The organism is Bradyrhizobium sp. CCBAU 53421, from assembly GCF_015291625.1.
In the GTDB taxonomy this organism is placed as follows: Bacteria; Pseudomonadota; Alphaproteobacteria; order Rhizobiales; family Xanthobacteraceae; genus Bradyrhizobium.
Genome location: NZ_CP030047.1, coordinates 4,199,591 through 4,214,758, shown reverse-complemented (window position 1 = coordinate 4,214,758; position 15,168 = coordinate 4,199,591). Strand labels below are relative to the sequence as shown.

At 60.4% G+C, this 15,168-nt stretch carries 17 protein-coding genes and 1 tRNA gene; 9 read left to right on the top strand and 9 right to left on the bottom strand.

What is annotated here, in order from left to right:
* Positions 1 to 29: 29 nt before the first annotated feature.
* The 4 genes from XH92_RS20000 to acs form a co-directional block, all read right to left on the bottom strand.
* Positions 30 to 530, bottom strand: coding sequence for a hypothetical protein (locus XH92_RS20000; protein ID WP_194460715.1), 501 nt, complete (start codon positions 528 to 530; stop codon positions 30 to 32).
* 159 nt (positions 531 to 689) lie between these two features.
* The gene (locus XH92_RS19995; RefSeq protein ID WP_246788498.1) at positions 690 to 1,112 is read right to left on the bottom strand and encodes a cytochrome c; all 423 of its coding nucleotides are present in this window, start codon (positions 1,110 to 1,112) and stop codon (positions 690 to 692) included.
* Positions 1,113 to 1,379: 267 nt separating this feature from the next.
* Positions 1,380 to 1,958: an adenylate kinase gene (locus XH92_RS19990; RefSeq protein ID WP_194460714.1), complete on the bottom strand. Its 579-nt coding sequence runs from the start codon at positions 1,956 to 1,958 to the stop codon at positions 1,380 to 1,382.
* A gap of 65 nt (positions 1,959 to 2,023) precedes the next feature.
* The gene (acs, locus tag XH92_RS19985; RefSeq protein ID WP_194460713.1) at positions 2,024 to 3,997 is read right to left on the bottom strand and encodes an acetate--CoA ligase; all 1,974 of its coding nucleotides are present in this window, start codon (positions 3,995 to 3,997) and stop codon (positions 2,024 to 2,026) included.
* 365 nt (positions 3,998 to 4,362) lie between these two features.
* On the opposite strand from acs, the gene XH92_RS19980 reads away from it, so the two are divergent.
* From XH92_RS19980 to XH92_RS19965, 4 genes are read left to right on the top strand one after another with little or no spacing between them, the layout of a single operon-like run.
* The gene (locus tag XH92_RS19980) at positions 4,363 to 4,737 is read left to right on the top strand and encodes a DUF485 domain-containing protein (RefSeq protein WP_371818056.1); all 375 of its coding nucleotides are present in this window, start codon (positions 4,363 to 4,365) and stop codon (positions 4,735 to 4,737) included.
* Positions 4,734 to 6,425, top strand: a complete 1,692-nt coding sequence (locus tag XH92_RS19975; protein ID WP_194460712.1) for a cation acetate symporter — start codon at positions 4,734 to 4,736, stop codon at positions 6,423 to 6,425. The genes XH92_RS19980 and XH92_RS19975 overlap by 4 nt, the downstream gene beginning before the upstream one ends.
* Positions 6,426 to 6,460: 35 nt before the next feature.
* Entirely contained in the window at positions 6,461 to 8,263 is a 1,803-nt protein-coding gene (locus XH92_RS19970; protein WP_246788497.1) for a putative nucleotidyltransferase substrate binding domain-containing protein, read from the top strand.
* A 1-nt stretch (position 8,264) separates the two neighbouring features.
* Complete coding sequence (locus XH92_RS19965; protein WP_194460711.1) at positions 8,265 to 8,936, top strand: 3'-5' exonuclease; 672 nt, start codon at positions 8,265 to 8,267, stop codon at positions 8,934 to 8,936.
* A gap of 168 nt (positions 8,937 to 9,104) precedes the next feature.
* Here XH92_RS19965 and XH92_RS19960 read toward each other — a convergent pair whose 3' ends face one another.
* Complete coding sequence (locus XH92_RS19960; protein ID WP_194461339.1) at positions 9,105 to 9,347, bottom strand: helix-turn-helix transcriptional regulator; 243 nt, start codon at positions 9,345 to 9,347, stop codon at positions 9,105 to 9,107.
* A 338-nt stretch (positions 9,348 to 9,685) separates the two neighbouring features.
* Entirely contained in the window at positions 9,686 to 9,883 is a 198-nt protein-coding gene (locus tag XH92_RS19955; RefSeq protein ID WP_194460710.1) for a hypothetical protein, read from the bottom strand.
* 207 nt (positions 9,884 to 10,090) lie between these two features.
* On the opposite strand from XH92_RS19955, the gene XH92_RS43920 reads away from it, so the two are divergent.
* The 4 genes from XH92_RS43920 (at position 10,091) to XH92_RS19935 (ending at position 12,745) form a co-directional block, all read left to right on the top strand.
* A complete protein-coding gene (locus tag XH92_RS43920) occupies positions 10,091 to 10,300 on the top strand; it encodes an AlpA family transcriptional regulator (RefSeq protein WP_194460709.1) in 210 nt (69 codons plus the stop codon).
* Positions 10,300 to 11,121 (top strand): ParB/Srx family N-terminal domain-containing protein, encoded by an 822-nt coding sequence (locus XH92_RS19945; protein ID WP_194460708.1) that lies wholly within the window; start codon positions 10,300 to 10,302, stop codon positions 11,119 to 11,121. Before XH92_RS43920 ends, XH92_RS19945 begins: the two co-directional genes overlap by 1 nt.
* Before the next feature lie 350 nt (positions 11,122 to 11,471).
* Positions 11,472 to 12,374 carry a hypothetical protein gene (locus XH92_RS19940; RefSeq protein WP_194460707.1) on the top strand — a complete coding sequence of 301 codons (903 nt, stop codon included), beginning with the start codon at positions 11,472 to 11,474 and terminating at the stop codon, positions 12,372 to 12,374.
* An 8-nt stretch (positions 12,375 to 12,382) separates the two neighbouring features.
* Positions 12,383 to 12,745, top strand: a complete 363-nt coding sequence (locus XH92_RS19935) for a hypothetical protein (protein WP_194460706.1) — start codon at positions 12,383 to 12,385, stop codon at positions 12,743 to 12,745.
* 57 nt (positions 12,746 to 12,802) lie between these two features.
* Here XH92_RS19935 and XH92_RS19930 read toward each other — a convergent pair.
* Positions 12,803 to 12,876: transfer RNA gene (locus tag XH92_RS19930), tRNA-Gly, on the bottom strand.
* Positions 12,877 to 13,435: 559 nt separating this feature from the next.
* On the opposite strand from XH92_RS19930, the gene XH92_RS19925 reads away from it, so the two are divergent.
* Positions 13,436 to 13,822: a YciI family protein gene (locus XH92_RS19925; protein WP_194460705.1), complete on the top strand. Its 387-nt coding sequence runs from the start codon at positions 13,436 to 13,438 to the stop codon at positions 13,820 to 13,822.
* Positions 13,823 to 13,829: 7 nt separating this feature from the next.
* Here XH92_RS19925 and XH92_RS19920 read toward each other — a convergent pair whose 3' ends face one another.
* The gene (locus tag XH92_RS19920) at positions 13,830 to 14,237 is read right to left on the bottom strand and encodes a hypothetical protein (protein WP_194460704.1); all 408 of its coding nucleotides are present in this window, start codon (positions 14,235 to 14,237) and stop codon (positions 13,830 to 13,832) included.
* A gap of 86 nt (positions 14,238 to 14,323) precedes the next feature.
* Positions 14,324 to 15,121 (bottom strand): lytic transglycosylase domain-containing protein, encoded by a 798-nt coding sequence (locus XH92_RS19915; RefSeq protein ID WP_194460703.1) that lies wholly within the window; start codon positions 15,119 to 15,121, stop codon positions 14,324 to 14,326.
* Between the last annotated feature and the right edge of the window lie 47 nt (positions 15,122 to 15,168).

The window sequence follows — 15,168 nt, the reverse complement described above, 5'->3', positions numbered from 1 at the left end:
CCTTTCGGAGTCATCTCGCCCCCGCCCGCCTATTCGGCTGCGGCGATCGGCAGCACGCCAGGCCGCTCAGCCGCAATGATTGCCTTCCACAGCGCGGTGATGCTGCCCTGGGTGGCTGGCAGAATCGCGCAATGCCCTGCGGCGTCAAAATCACACAACCTGGCTGCCGGATCGCCACATATTTCCGCAAACGCCCGGTTGATGAGATCGAAACATTCCAGCAGCTTGGTGACGTTCTCCAGGCTGGCGCGACGCTGAAGATCGAGGAGACGGAACGTCACGACAGGCGGCTCGCCGAACGATATCTCGGGATGGGCGAGCCCGAAGAACACTTCGACCGCAGATGGCGCCTGTCTGATTCGATTGAGAAGGTTCGCTGCCTGAGCTTCCGTGCAGGCAGCCAGGCGAGGCGACGACGCTCCGGCTGCCGGCTTCGGTCCGAGAGCGGCCGAAATCTGCTGCTCAAGCCAGAGGCGAACGGGAGCTGGAGCGTTCTGAATTTGCTGTGCGTCAAGCACTATGCCGGTCATCGTTGATCCTCCGTTTTCCATATGACCATTAGCGACTTTACTCGCAGCGGCCTTGATGGGGATCAATGATAGGACGAGCCTGGATGCGTGCGTGCGGTTGCCGCCCATCTATTGCGGCAGATTGCGTTGCCGGGGGGGGCCGTGCGCTTTCGCGGCGCGCTACTTCTGCTGAATGCGATTCAGATAATCGATAATGGCAAGGATTCGTGTTCGCACGACGACCTCCCGCAAATCCCGGGAAGGATCGAGCGCGTCGTAGGCCGGATCGACAATGTGAGGCAAGCCCTTGACGGGGTTGAATCGTTCCCCCCAAATCGGCATTTCATGCGTGCCGTGCGCGGAAATTGTTCTCCGCCCATCTATGGCTTCGTAGACGGCGGTAATAGGAAAGACCCCGTTGTTGTTCTTGGCCAAGGCCGTCAAATCGGCAGGCGGTACCTTCAGTTGCCCAGCAACAGGTCCTTTGCCCTTTCCATCTACGCCATGACAGCTTGCGCACGACGCTTGAAATTCCGCCTTGCCAACATCGGCGTCTTCAGCGTGAGCGGCCGCGGCGAAACCAGCGGTCAGACCGGCAATCATGAAAGACTTCAGGCCACAGATAATCATATCATGCCCCAGCTTTTCGGATAAGCGCATCTAGCAGTATTAGGTTGCCTTTGGTTTGACGCCAGTCAATGCATCGCGTCCTCCCAGTTTAACGGCGCGGTGCCGCTCGGGCCAGACTAAAACAGACATAGACTTGCCGCCCCTATCCCCATGCTGAGCCGGAAGCGGCAAGGTAGCTTCGATATGGTGGAGGCGTCGGGTTTGAGCCCGGACCTTGGCTACCCACTAACTCTCGCTCTCTCAAGCATCGAGCGCCTCCAACAGCGAGCTTGCTACCTTGTCAATCGATTGCCGACCATTGATGCTCTTCAGAAGTCCTTGCTCACGGTAATAGTCGGCCAGCGGTCTGGTTTGGCCGCGATACTCGGCCAGGCGCACTCTCAGCGCAGCTTCGTTATCATCCGCGCGTGCGTGGCCATTGGATCTTGCTTCGTTCGCGCGGTTGAGGATGCGGCTCAGCAGAGCGGCTTCGTCGACGTCCAATTCCAGCACGCGGTCAATTCGAAGATCGGCCGCGCGCAAAATATCGTCGAGCGCCGCCGCCTGAGCAATGGTCCGGGGAAAGCCGTCCAAGATAAACCCGGACTTCGCATCAGGTCGCGATATGCGCTCGGCAACGATGGCCACGACAAGATCATCGGGAACAAGTTCACCGCGCTCCATTGTCGCCTTTACCTTTGTCCCGATTGGCGTTCCTTCGGATACGGCCGCTCGCAGCATATCGCCGGTCGACAGTTGAGGAATGTCCAGGCGCTTGGCAAGACGGGCCGCCTGAGTCCCTTTCCCGGATCCAGGGGCCCCCAACAGAACTAATCTCACAGCGTTGTCTCCACAGGTTCGAGCATTCGGTATGCCGTTGGTACGATACGGTCGCTTTCCTACGCCTACGCACCCCTCTTGTTCTGCCGGTTCTGCACGAGGTCGTCGACCACGGCCGGATCGGCGAGGGTCGAGGTGTCGCCGAGGCTCGACGGTTCGTCCTCGGCGATCTTGCGCAGGATGCGGCGCATGATCTTGCCGGAGCGCGTCTTCGGCAGGCCGGGCGCGAACTGGATGAGGTCCGGCGAGGCGATCGGGCCGATGTCCTTGCGGACCCAGGCGACCAGTTCCTTGCGCAAGGCCTCAGTCGGCTCGGTGCCCTTCATCAGCGTGACATAGGCGTAGATGCCCTGGCCCTTGATGTCGTGCGGGTAGCCGACGACGGCGGCTTCCGACACCGCCTCATGCGCCACCAGCGAGCTCTCGACCTCGGCGGTGCCCATGCGGTGGCCGGAGACGTTGATGACGTCGTCGACGCGGCCGGTGATCCAGTAATAGCCGTTGGCATCGCGCCGGCAGCCGTCGCCGGTGAAGTACTTGTTCTTGTAGGTCGAGAAATAGGTCTGCTCGAACCGCGCATGGTCGCCGTAGACCGTGCGCATCTGGCCCGGCCATGACTTGGTCAGGCAGAGATTGCCCGAGGTCTCGCCCTCCAGCGTCTTGCCGTCGGCATCGACGATCTCAGGCACCACGCCGAAGAACGGCCGCGTCGCCGATCCCGGTTTCAGCTTGGTCGCGCCGGGCAGCGGCGTGATCAGGATGCCGCCGGTCTCGGTCTGCCACCAGGTGTCGACGATCGGGCAGCGGTCGTCGCCGACCACGCGGTAGTACCACTCCCAGGCTTCCGGATTGATCGGCTCGCCGACCGAGCCGAGCAGGCGCAGCGATTTGCGCGAAGTCTTCTTCACCGGCTCGTCGCCGCCCTGCATCAGCGCGCGGATCGCGGTCGGCGCGGTGTAGAAGATGTTGACCTTGTGCTTGTCGACGACGTTCCAGAAACGCGAATTGTCCGGGTAGTTCGGCACGCCTTCGAACATCAGCGTGGTCGCGCCGTTGGCTAGCGGCCCATAAAGGATGTAGCTGTGGCCGGTGACCCAGCCGACGTCGGCGGTGCACCAGTAGACGTCGCCGTCGTGGTAGTCGAACACGTATTGATGCGTCATCGACGCGAATACGAGATAGCCGGCCGAGGTGTGCAGCACGCCCTTCGGCGTGCCGGTCGAGCCCGACGTGTAGAGGATGAACAGCGGGTCCTCGGCATGCATGTGCTCGGCCGGGCATTCCGTCGTCACCATCTCGGCAGCCTCGTGATACCAGAGGTCGCGGGTCGGGTTCATGTCGATCTTGCCGCCGGTGCGCTTCACCACCACGACCCAATCGACCCCGCCGGTTTTGGCGATCGCGGAATCGACATTGGCCTTCAGCGGCACCTTCTTGCCGCCGCGCAGGCACTCGTCGGCGGTGATGACCACCTTGGAATCGCAGTCCTTGATGCGCTGGGCAAGGCTGTCCGGCGAGAAGCCGCCGAACACCACCGAATGGATCGCGCCGATCCGTGCGCAGGCCAGCATGGCGTAGGCCGCTTCCGGAATCATCGGCAGATAGATCGTGACGCGGTCGCCCTTCTTGACGTTTCGGGTGCGCAGGATGTTGGCCATCTTGCAGACTTCGTCATGCAGCTGGCGGTAGGTGATGTGCTTGGACTCGGAAGGGTCGTCGCCCTCCCAGATGATCGCGGTCTGGTCGCCGCGCTTCTCGAGATGGCGGTCGATGCAATTCCAGGCGACGTTCAGCACGCCGTCCTCGAACCATTTGATCGAGATGTTGCCGGGCGCGAAGGAGACGTTCTCGACCTTGGTGTAGGGCTTGATCCAGTCGATCCGCTTGCCGTGCTCGGCCCAGAAGCCGTTCGGGTCCTTGACCGAGTGCGCGTACATCTCGCGATATTTGGCGTCGTTGACATAAGCGCGCTTGGCCCAGTCGGCCGGCACGTCGTAACTCGCTTCCGGCGAACCAGCATTCACGAACTTCACATCCATAGGATTTCCTCCGAGATTATCTTCTGTGTGACGCCACTACCCACAACACCAAGGAAGTTGGCTCTCTCTTCTCGGAGGCCATGCGGTACGCACGCGGCCGACTGGCTGCTTTGTCCAACTCCCCCACTCATGCGCCATATATGATCATGTGATCGATGCCGGGTTGATCTCCATCAAAAAGCACGCCTCTGCAGCTTGCTTTGCAGACACCGCAACAGAGATATCTTCGCTCAAGACCAGCCGATCAATGCGCACACGCGACATTTGATCTGCATCAAGACCCCTCCTTTTCGATCCTACATATTCACATCGCTCAACAGCGACTGCTGTGAGTCCGCGCGCCTCACGCCCGCAAGAGCCCGACGTTGAATACGCTGGAAATGAACGCCGCTCCGCGCGGCCAGACGCTCTTCCACTCACTCGAAGGGACCCGACAATTGAACGCCCACCAAAAGATTGAGCAAGACCCAGATTATCAGGAACTAGTTCGCCGCCGTTCGTCCCTTGGCTGGACGCTGTCGGCGATCATGCTGATCGTATATTTCGGCTTCATCCTGCTCGTCGCCTACGCTCCGCACTTCCTGGGCACCCCTATAGGAGCAGGCGTCACGACCATTGGCATTCCCATCGGGCTACTGGTCATTGTTTCGGCATTTCTGCTGACAGGCATCTACGTCAGCAAAGCGAATTCAAAATATGACCCTCTGATCCGCAAGATTGTTGGAGCCCGCCGCCAATGAAAAAGATTTGCCACCTGTTCGTAACGTTGCTCGTTTGCTTGCCTTCGGTTGCATTTGCGGCTGGAACGATTGATGGCGGCGCCAGGCAAGCGGTCAATTGGGCCGCCATTGGCATGTTCATCGGGTTCGTGTCCCTGACCCTTGTAATAACCTATTGGGCATCGAAACGGACGGTTTCGGCCGCGGACTTCTACTCGGCGGGCGGCGGCATCTCGGCCGGCCAGAATGGTCTCGCGATCGCCGGCGACTATATGTCGGCAGCGTCCTTCCTCGGTATCTCAGGCCTTGTCTATACCTCAGGGTACGACGGCCTGATCTACTCGGTCGGCTGGCTTGTCGGCTGGCCTGTTGTCACATTCCTGATTGCCGAGCAACTCCGCAATCTCGGCAAGTTCACATTCGCCGACGTCGCATCATTTCGGCTCGGCCAGACGCGGATACGCGTCCTGGCGGCATGCGGTTCGCTGGTGACCGTTGCCTTCTACCTGATCGCACAGATGGTCGGCGCCGGCAAGCTGATCCAGCTGCTTTTCGGACTGGACTATTGGATCGCCGTCGTCCTGGTCGGCGGCCTCATGATGATCTACGTCACCTTTGGCGGCATGAAAGCCACAACCTGGGTACAGATCATCAAGGCTGTGCTGTTGCTGTTCGGCGCGACGTTCATGGCAGGAGCCGTGCTTTACAAATTCGGGTTCAGCCCGGAAGCACTGTTCGCCAAGGCAACCGAAGTCCATCCCAAGAAACTGGCCATCATGGAACCCGGCAGCCTGATTTCAAATCCGCTATCGGCCATTTCACTCGGCTTGGCCCTTATGTTCGGCACCGCCGGTTTGCCCCATATCCTGATGCGTTTCTTCACGGTGAAAGACGCGCAGGCCGCACGCAAGTCGGTATTCTATGCGACAGGCTTCATTGGCTATTTCTACATCTTGACCTTCATCATCGGATTCGGCGCCATCACGCTCGTCTCGACCGATCTGGCGTTCCTCGACGCAGGGATTCTCGAGAAAACCAAAAGCGGGATCGCCGCGATCAAAGGCGGGTCGAACATGGCCGCGATCCATCTGGCGGACGCAGTAGGTGGCAATCTGTTCCTCGGCTTCATTTCGGCCGTCGCTTTCGCCACCATCCTCGCGGTGGTCTCCGGCCTGGCGCTCGCAGGAGCTTCCTCCATCAGCCATGATATCTACGCCATGGTAATCAAGGGGGGCCATGCCAATGAACAGGACGAAGTTCGTGTCTCAAAGATAGCGACGTTGTTCCTGGGCATGCTCGCAATCGTGCTTGGCATCATCTTCGAGAACCAAAACGTCGCCTTCATGGTTGGCCTTGCCTTTGCCATCGCGGCGTCCTGCAACTTCCCGGTACTGGTGATGTCGATCTTCTGGAAGAACCTCACCACGAGGGGTGCCTTGATTGGAGGCCTGCTCGGCCTGATCAGCGCCGTCGTCGGCGTCATCCTGTCGCCGGCAGTGTGGGAGGTGACCCTCGGCTTTGCGAAGGGATCGGCCCCCATTAAGCTGGACAACCCTGCTCTGTTCTCGATGGCAATTGCATTCGTTTCCATCTGGCTGATCTCAGTTCTGGACCGTAGCGCGCGTGCCGGCACTGACCGCGACGGCTTCGACGCGCAATTCGTCCGGAGCCAGACTGGCATCGGAGCAGCAAGCGCTACCAGTCATTGAACCTCTCGCTCTATGGAAAATAGGCACAATTGCGAATGCCCAAGGCTTTTGATGCCGCAAATCCACCGTTTGATCGTCTGACGCCGCACGAAGTGGAGACGCTTCGTGCGGCGTTGGATATCGTCTACTTTCGACCCGGTGAACCGGTCATCGATCAAGGCAGCCCTTCGCAGGCCCTCTTCGTCGTCATCAAAGGCACCATAGAGGAGCGCGACGGGACCGATCTGCTGGCTTTGCTCGGCCCCAAGGACAGCTTCGATAGCCGCGCCCTGGTGCACGGCAAGAGCGGTCATGCCTTTCTCGCGCGTGACGAAACGTTATGCTACTCCGCTCCGCGAGCTGCGGTGCTCGACCTGATCCAGAATAATCCGAGGTTTGCCTCGTTCTTCTACCACGATATCGCGCGCAAACTGGATGATTTCGTCAGGGATCAGGATGAACAGAGGCACGGATCTATGATGCGCGCTCGCATTTCCGAGCTTTTTTTGCACCCTGCTGCCTTCGTTGAAGGCGACGACACCGTGGAAACGGCTGGCCGCAAAATGCAAGAGATTAACAGCAACGCATTGTTTGTTCGCGACGGCCAACGGACCGGCATCATCACGGGCATGAACCTGTCAAAAGCCGTTGTGTTACGGCGCCAATCTATTCAAACATCTGTTCGCGATCTTGCGCACTTCGACCTGGTTACACTGCGACCCGACGATTTCGTGTCGTCAGCGCTAGTGCTCATGACCAAGCTCAACAAGCGCCGCGTGGTCATTCGCGACGACGAACGTTTCGTCGGCATCCTGGAGGACATCGATGTACTGGGCTTCCTCGCCGGTAGCGCTCAGGTCATTGCAGGACGTATTGAGCGCGCGGCGAATCAAGACGACCTGGCGGCTGCCGCTCGCCAGATAGCGGCCCAGGTGCGGACCCTGCGCCGCCAAGGGATCGGCGTCGAGTTGATTGGCGAAATTGTTTCCGATTTGAACCAGCGTCTGTTTTCCAGATTGTTCGACCTCGTGGCGCCGGCCGACATTCGCGCTGGCGGGTGCCTGATGGTCATGGGAAGCGAGGGCCGAGCTGAGCAGACTGCCCGCACAGATCAAGACAACGCTCTCATCCTGTCAGGTGCAGTCGACAAGACCACGCTTGATGCATTCCGTACCGCGTTCTCCGATGCACTGTCAGCCTTTGGCTTTCCGCCGTGCCCCGGACACGTGATGGTGAGCAATCCAGCGTGGTCCAAACCGCTGCCCGATTATATCGCCGACATACGCAACTGGCTCACGTTGCCTGACGATACCGCTCATCTGAACGTCGCGATACTTTTTGACGCGCGGTGCGTTGCCGGCAAAGCGACACTTCTGGCCAAAGCGAAGACTACGTTGATCGAGACGGCACGTGGGGAGCAGGCGTTCCTCGCGCAGTTCGCACGGGCTATAGACCTCTTCGCGACACCGATTGGCCTGTTCAAGAACTTGATCACATCTGCGGGCAATGGCGACGCGATCGACCTGAAGAAAGGCGGTCTATTTCCGATTGTGCATGGCGTTCGCAGCCTCGCTCTCGAGCATGGGTTGATGGAGACCGCGACGGATAGGCGCATCAACCGTCTACGCGAAATGGGCATCTTGCATGCCGAATTCGCCCGCGAGCTCCATCAAGCTTTCAACTTCATGCTGATGCTGCGTCTCGACGGACAACTAGCGGAGTCAGCCGGCGCCACAGGCACGCTGGTGCGACCGGCATCCTTGTCGAGTATGGAACGTGATCTCCTGCGTGACTCATTCTATGTCGTCAAGAAGTTCCGCGAATTCATTCGCCATCACTTCAATCTCGGTGTCTTCTGACGTGATTGCGCGCGCGATAAAACGCCTGTTTCACCAAGCGTCAATCGGCGACCAGTCATATCGATTCATGTTCGAGCGCGGTCCTGCGGACGAAGTTGTCGCGATCGATTGCGAGACCACGGGACTAAACGTACGTACGGACGACATCATAAGCATCGGCGCTATCAAGATCAGGGGCAACCGCATTCTGACAAGTGAACGGTTCGAGAGGGTCGTACGTCCCGACGCAAGCATACGGGCGGATGCGATCAAGATACACCGCCTGCGTCAGGTCGACGTTGAGCATGGATCCCCGATCCGGAAGTTGCTGCCCGACTTTCTGCATTTCGTAGGCGGGCGGCCGTTGGTCGGATACTACGTCGATTTCGACATCGCGATGCTGGACAAATATATTCTTCCGTTCATTGGAATCGAACTGCCAAACCCCCGTATCGAGATCTCCAGCCTCTACTACGAGCGGAAGTACGGTGATGCGCACCCTAACATCTCCATCGATCTCTCGTTCTCCGCAATTCTCGCGGACCTCGAAATCCCTTCGCTTCCTCAACATGACGCGTTCAACGACGCCTTAATGGCCGCGATGATGTACGTCACCCTGCGCGACAAGAAGCAACGAGGAATGCGAATTCCAAGGTCGAATAATCAGACCAGTCTCGGTCCGACCCGCGGTTAGAGACGATTACAGATTCACTCAGATGACATCATATGGCGCAAGGAGCATTCGCCCCTCCGCGACGCAAGCAGGCAATCCCTGTCCCGCAGTAGGTTGCGGGCACGACCTAGAACGTCGGTTCAACTCTTGTGCATGCAGAGCGCTGGGCGCCATGAGCGGCTCCGTTTTCTAACGCTTCTTTTTCCTAAGCCTCACCCCAGCCCCTCCCCCGTTCTCCGGGATGAACTCGACGCCGGCTTTTTCGAGGGCTCCGACCAAGGCAGAGGCCGTCTCTGGTCTCCCCCCTACAGGTCCGTCAACCGATTCAAGACGAGCAATTGTCGGCTCAGATATTCCCGAGGCCTGAGCCAAGTCCTCCTGCGACCATGCCAAAAGTACGCGCGCGGCTTTGAGTTGACGAACCGAAATCATTTTTGCCCCACTGATAGAATTTCTATTGATTTCCGCCTTCAGATGCATTAATAGCTTTTCTATCAAATATTCAATCCGCGAGCAACCAAATGCACCTTGCCAGTGAGCGGCGGAGCTATGCGGCTCCGGCCCGTCCGACCTTGGCGCGATCGCCCTGTGTCTCTCCGATCGAGGAAGCACGGAACCTAGTACATCGCTGCGCCGAGCCTAGGCCCGTCGGCGACAGCGTCAAGGCAGCAATCTACCGAGCCGCGAGGCGATTGGACTTCACCTACAGCAGGACCAGGGATCTTTGGTATGCAAATGCCCGTCGCATCGACGCCCAAGAAATGGACCGGCTACGAGAACGCGCAGCCGGCGCCGAGATCGAGCAAGCCGTGGCAGGTCTCGAGGTTCTTCGCAATCGTCTCTCGCAGATGCCTTCGCCTGTTTGCCGCGAGCTTGTCGCCGGTATCGATGCTGCTCTTCACGCGCTTGCTCGCGAGCAATAGCGCGCGCCGGGGAGCGCGTTCAACGGCGGCTGAACGTTTGTTCATGCGGCTTTTCGTTCGAGCCGGAGACTGACTCTTGACTACCCTAGCGCTCAAAACCATATGAGGACCGACAACTCCCGACCTCTTTGAGGAAACAACCGCGCCCCTTCACGCTAAACGGTGCGGTGTCAGGGGGACTGGCCCAGCGGGGATTGATTGGACCAAAGGGGCCCCCGCGCAACATCCACCATGTTGTGATGGGCTTGTCTCATGAGCGTTGCAAATCCCGAATTCCTACTCCCGACCGAAGTCGAGAAGATAACGCGGCTTCGCGACCCGACACGCCAGCGCATGGAGAAGCGCGGCTTGTTCCCTCGGCGCATCCGTATTTCGCCGCATCGCTTTGGATGGCGATGCACCGAAATCAATGCATGGGTCGCCGATCCCGAGGGTTGGGCGAAGCGGCCGGGGGGGCGATGATGTCCTGGCGCGATCATCTCCCAGTACATCCCGCCGCCGATCTGTTCCCCATGCTCACTGATGAAGAGCTGGCCGCTCTCGGCGAGGACATCAAGCGCAATGGCTTGGCCAGCCCGATCGCTGTCATAGTCGAGGACAACAAGGCGCTGTTGATCGACGGCCGCAACCGACTGGACGCAATGGAGCGGGTCGGGCTTCAGGTCAAGATCGTGAGGAAGTCCCAGACGAAGTATCGCTGGGAAGTTGAAGCCTTTGACCCACATGGCGAACAGGTCGACCTCAACCTCGAGTTTAACCATGGCACGAGGTCAATGGCCGCTGCGGTCAACGTCATCCTATACGATCCCGTCGAGTACATTGCGAGCGCCAATATCCACCGGCGACACCTGACGCAGGAGACCAAGCGCGATCTGATCGCGAAGCTTCTGCAAGAAAGCCCGGAGAGATCCGACCGCGCGACCGCTGAGATAGCCAAGGTGGATCACAAGACGGTCGCTGCCGTTCGACGCGAACAGGAACGCGTGGGGAGCATTCCCCACGTCGAGAGAGTTGTCGACACCAAGGGCAGGCGTCAGCCGACCAACAAATCGAAGTCGATTAAGCCGATACCGACCACCAAGCCGAAGTCCCGTCCGGAGGTCGTGACCACGCCTCCAACAGCACGAGTACACCCCGGTCCTTCATCTTCTGGTCCGGTTCGAGCAGAACAACCATTCGGATCAGGTTCTGCCGAGCGAAGATTCTTCAGTGAAGCCGTTAGACGCCTGATCGTGTTTCGCGGCGGCACTGGCCGACGCGTGTTCGCGAGACGAACTGCGTGAAGCTATGGACCTGTTGGCCGAGGTCGACCAGGCCAAGCAGAAGGCGATCGAGGCCGAGGAGACCACCGCGCCGAGGACCGAGTCCGCCCCACTCGCGCCAGATGACGGGCTAGACATACCGGACTATCTCGATCGGCGGCCAAACGCAGGGACGGCGTAATGTCTCGCGCCAGGCAAGCCTTCAAACAGACCGACGTCACCAAGGCCGTCAGGGCCGTAGCGGCGGCCGGCGTGACGGTTGGCCGGGTCGAGATTTCACCAGATGGACGAATCATCGTTGTTGCCGACGCCGGGTCGGATCAGGATAGGGGAGTCAGCGACACGTCAGACGATCTCCGGGGGCTGCTCTGATGAAACCGCTCCGCACCGCCCTCCCGTTGCCCCGCTATGTCGAGCGCAAGCCGCTCCAGAGCGGCGACTGGGGTTACTTCTTCCACGTGCCGTCATGGGCCAGGAAGGCCGGCTGCAAGATCGAGAACAGCCCGCTCGGCACCGACTACACTGCCGCAGTCGAACGCGCCGAGAAGATCCTACTTCCTGCCTTTGATGCGTGGCGCATGCGCGGTGATGCACCGGCCGAGTTACCAGCCATTGTCAAGCTTGGGACGCTCGATTGGATGTTTGCCGAGTATCGCGCTGATCGTCGTTACAAAAAGCTATCGGCCAAGCACAAGCGCAATCACGAAAACGGCTTCAGGCTGGTTGGCGGCTACATCCTCAAAGACGGCACGCGACTAGGGCAGAGGCCGATGACTGCCATCGATACGTCAATCACTGACGACCTCTATGAGAAGCTGCTGGTCGTCAAGGTCGCCGACGCGAAAGGCAATGTGGTGGAGCGCGAACGGCGCACCACGGTCAACCACGCGATGAAGTCTTGCCGTCGCGCGTGGTTCATCTGTGCCCGCCGCAATCCGAAGATGATTGTCGCCGGCACCATTCCATTGGTCAACCCGTTCGCAAAGATGGGCCTGGAATCCTCCGACCGCCAGACTCCGACTGCGACCTATGAGGAACTGATCGCGTTCCGCGGCAAGGCTGTAGAGCTGGGCTTGTCATCGCTGGCAACCGCCGCGCTGATCGGCTGGGAATGGCTGCAGCGGGAGACTGACATCTTTGCGACGTTCGATTTGTCGCACTACCGCCCGAAAGAACGGCCGAACATGGTGCGGGTGATCGATGCCAAGACCGGAACCGAGAGCTGGATTCCGCTATTTGATCCGGAAACAGGCATTGACTCTATCCCGAACTGATGGCCGAGTTGGACGCCCTCAAGCGCCATCGCATCGGCGGGCTGATGTTGCGGCGGGATTGGGGCAGCAAAGGGCCATGGCCAACATGGCCGCAACCGGACGCGCCTGACTTCACCCACGTGTCGCGAAAGGTGAAGGCGATCATCCGCGCCGCGCAGATGCGCGATGAGCTATCATTCGCCAGCTTCAGACACGGCGGTTTCACCGAGACGGGCGATGCCGAGTTGACCGATCGCGAGATCATGGCACAGGGCCGGCACAGCTCGCCGAAGGTGCTACCGCGCTACGTGAAGCGAACCACAAGACAGATCGCAACCGGCACCAAAAAGCGTCGAGCAACACGAACGAACGGCAGACATTTGTCCGAATGAGCGGCAGCCGCTTTGTCCGAATGGAGTCGGGGTTGTGCCTCAAGTGATTGAAAACATTGGAGCGGGTGAAGGGAATCGAACCCTCGTATTCAGCTTGGAAGGCTGCTGCTCTACCATTGAGCTACACCCGCGTCGGACGATCCCCTAACACGGCCGGACGGCCGTCTCAACTGCCACGGTGTACGGCTTTGTCGTCCGGCAAACGCAAACATTTCCACGCAATCCGCCCGATCCTGGCTCGAATCGGGCGGATGGCGGCCTTAACAGCGGCGGATTCGCCACCTATATTGCAGGTCCCATCAACAAAGAAAGGAGGTGATCTAGTGTCTTGTCTCAAGCGCTGTCACCTCGCTGGGATCGCCCGCTAGGCGCTGAGTAATCAGCCTGGCATCGGGGCGCTCTCAGCCCTGGACCAGCGAGACAACAAAATCGGGGGCGCGGCGGAAGCTCATCCGCCGCGCCTTTTTGGCTGTCCGGCCCGCGCCACGCGCCGCCGCCATGCCGCCGGGGGGATACATTGTCGCAGCCGAAAAACCGGCCGGTCCGCTACAGATGAAATGTCGGCATGGGCGCGCAAGCGACGTCCTAGAGCATGATCCGGAAAAGTGCGAAGCGATCTTCCGGACAGATCATGCTCGAACAATCATCGCGCTTTGGCGCCTGCCGCATTGGAAATGAGGAGCTCACGAGATGCTTTATGCCATCCTGGCCTACCACGTCGAAGCCGAGGTCAAGTCGTGGAATGCCGAAGAGGACGCAGCCGTCATGGCGGGTCTTCGCGAGGTCCATCAACGGCTGAAGGGCCGGCTCGGCCCGGCCGCACGGCTCGACGAGACGCGCAAGGCCAGCACCCTACGTGGGCCCGGCCACGGCATGGTGATCGACGGCCCGTTCGCGGAAACCAAGGAGCAGCTGCTCGGCTTCTACGTGATCAATTGCGCCGATGAGGCCGAAGCGATCGCGGCGGCGCGCGACCTGCGCAGCGTCAACCCGTCGGCGGTCTACGAGATCCGCCCGCTGAAGCTCTATATCCCCGGCGCACCGTTTCCGGAGACCGCAGGTCCCAGCGACGCGTAAGGAGATGTTAGCGGCCGGAGCGCTTCGGCAATTTCGGCAGCCTGCTCGGATCGAACTTCGGCAGCGGCAGATCCGGCGGCGGCTCGGGCGGCACGTCGTGGCTCGGCATCAGCGTCACCTCGAAGGCGAGATCGGGCACGGCGTCAGCCCTGCCCGTGCAGGTCGCGATCGTGCCGCTGAAGACACCCTCGAGCCGTACTACGAGGTCGTCGGTGCCGAACACGGTCGCATGACCTTCGGAATGCCGTCTTGCGGTGAGAACCGCGGAGAAGCGTTCGCCATCGACCTCATAGGTGCCGCTGTAGAGCATAATGGCATCGCTGCCCCACAGCCGTCCGTCGGCGACGTGCACGATGCCGGTACCGTCAGCGAGCGGCGTGCGAAACCACGCCGCATAGGTGCCGTTCTTGAGCATGGAGCCTGTCTCCAACTGCTCCGTTTCACCGCAAACGATCTGGGCACCGTTGCGTTAACAGGCAGTGAAGGAACCCTGTCCCGCGCTCATTGGCCGTCGATCTGCCGTCCCATGATGGCGATCGCCTTCTGATAGACTCCCGCCGCGTTCCACGCCTCGATCGCGGCGAAGTTGGGTTCCCCCGGCTGATAGCCGGCGCCGGCGCGCCAGCCATTGGCGCGCAGGAAGTTCGCCGTCGAGGCCAGCGCATTGGCGGCGACGTCGAGATTGCCGACACCATAGGCGAGGACGTTCTTCGGCATGAACTGGGTCTGGCCGATCTCACCATGCATCGAGCCGCGCGTGCTGCCGGACAGGCTGCCGCGGTCGATCAGCTTCAGCGCGGCATAGAGCTGCTCGGTGAAGAACTCCGGACGGCGGCAGTCATAGGCAAGCGTCGCGATCGACGACAGCATGTTCTGGTTGCCGCGCTGGCTGCCGAAACCGCTCTCCATGCCCCAGATCGCGATCAGCGGTCCCGGTGGCACGCCGTAGCGCTGCTGGATCGAGGCGAACATCGCCGCCTGCGACTGCTTCAGCGAGCGGCCGCGCGCCACGATGGTCGCCGACCCGCGCTTCGCCATGAACTGCTCGAGCGACAGGCCGAAGCTGCGCTGGCCGCGATCCGCGGCGATCGTCGCGCTGGCGTAATGTGCCTGCATCAGCGCGTCGATCGCGGTGGCACCGACGCCCTTGGCTCGCGCCTCACCGGCAAATTGCTCCTTCCAGGCTTCGAACCCGCCGGGCCCGTTGCCGCACTGCGCCGCGTTCGCCTCTGCGCCCAGCGTTGCAACCGTCACGACGATGGCGAGCGCCGACGCCGCAATCTGCCAGCCCCTGATCATCCGAAACCTCCTCCGAGAAATGTGCCGCCGCCCCTGCCGGCGCGGCG

Coding starts and splice junctions, on each gene's coding strand:
- XH92_RS20000 (WP_194460715.1), bottom strand. CDS start 530: ATGACCGGCATAGTGCTTGACGCACAGCAAATTCAGAACGCTCCAGCT.
- XH92_RS19995 (WP_246788498.1), bottom strand. CDS start 1,112: ATGATTGCCGGTCTGACCGCTGGTTTCGCCGCGGCCGCTCACGCTGAA.
- acs (WP_194460713.1), bottom strand. CDS start 3,997: ATGGATGTGAAGTTCGTGAATGCTGGTTCGCCGGAAGCGAGTTACGAC.
- XH92_RS19975 (WP_194460712.1), top strand. CDS start 4,734: ATGAAAAAGATTTGCCACCTGTTCGTAACGTTGCTCGTTTGCTTGCCT.
- XH92_RS19970 (WP_246788497.1), top strand. CDS start 6,461: ATGCCCAAGGCTTTTGATGCCGCAAATCCACCGTTTGATCGTCTGACG.
- XH92_RS19960 (WP_194461339.1), bottom strand. CDS start 9,347: ATGATTTCGGTTCGTCAACTCAAAGCCGCGCGCGTACTTTTGGCATGG.
- XH92_RS19955 (WP_194460710.1), bottom strand. CDS start 9,883: ATGAACAAACGTTCAGCCGCCGTTGAACGCGCTCCCCGGCGCGCGCTA.
- XH92_RS43920 (WP_194460709.1), top strand. CDS start 10,091: ATGAGCGTTGCAAATCCCGAATTCCTACTCCCGACCGAAGTCGAGAAG.
- XH92_RS19945 (WP_194460708.1), top strand. CDS start 10,300: ATGTCCTGGCGCGATCATCTCCCAGTACATCCCGCCGCCGATCTGTTC.
- XH92_RS19940 (WP_194460707.1), top strand. CDS start 11,472: ATGAAACCGCTCCGCACCGCCCTCCCGTTGCCCCGCTATGTCGAGCGC.
- XH92_RS19925 (WP_194460705.1), top strand. CDS start 13,436: ATGCTTTATGCCATCCTGGCCTACCACGTCGAAGCCGAGGTCAAGTCG.
- XH92_RS19920 (WP_194460704.1), bottom strand. CDS start 14,237: ATGCTCAAGAACGGCACCTATGCGGCGTGGTTTCGCACGCCGCTCGCT.
- XH92_RS19915 (WP_194460703.1), bottom strand. CDS start 15,121: ATGATCAGGGGCTGGCAGATTGCGGCGTCGGCGCTCGCCATCGTCGTG.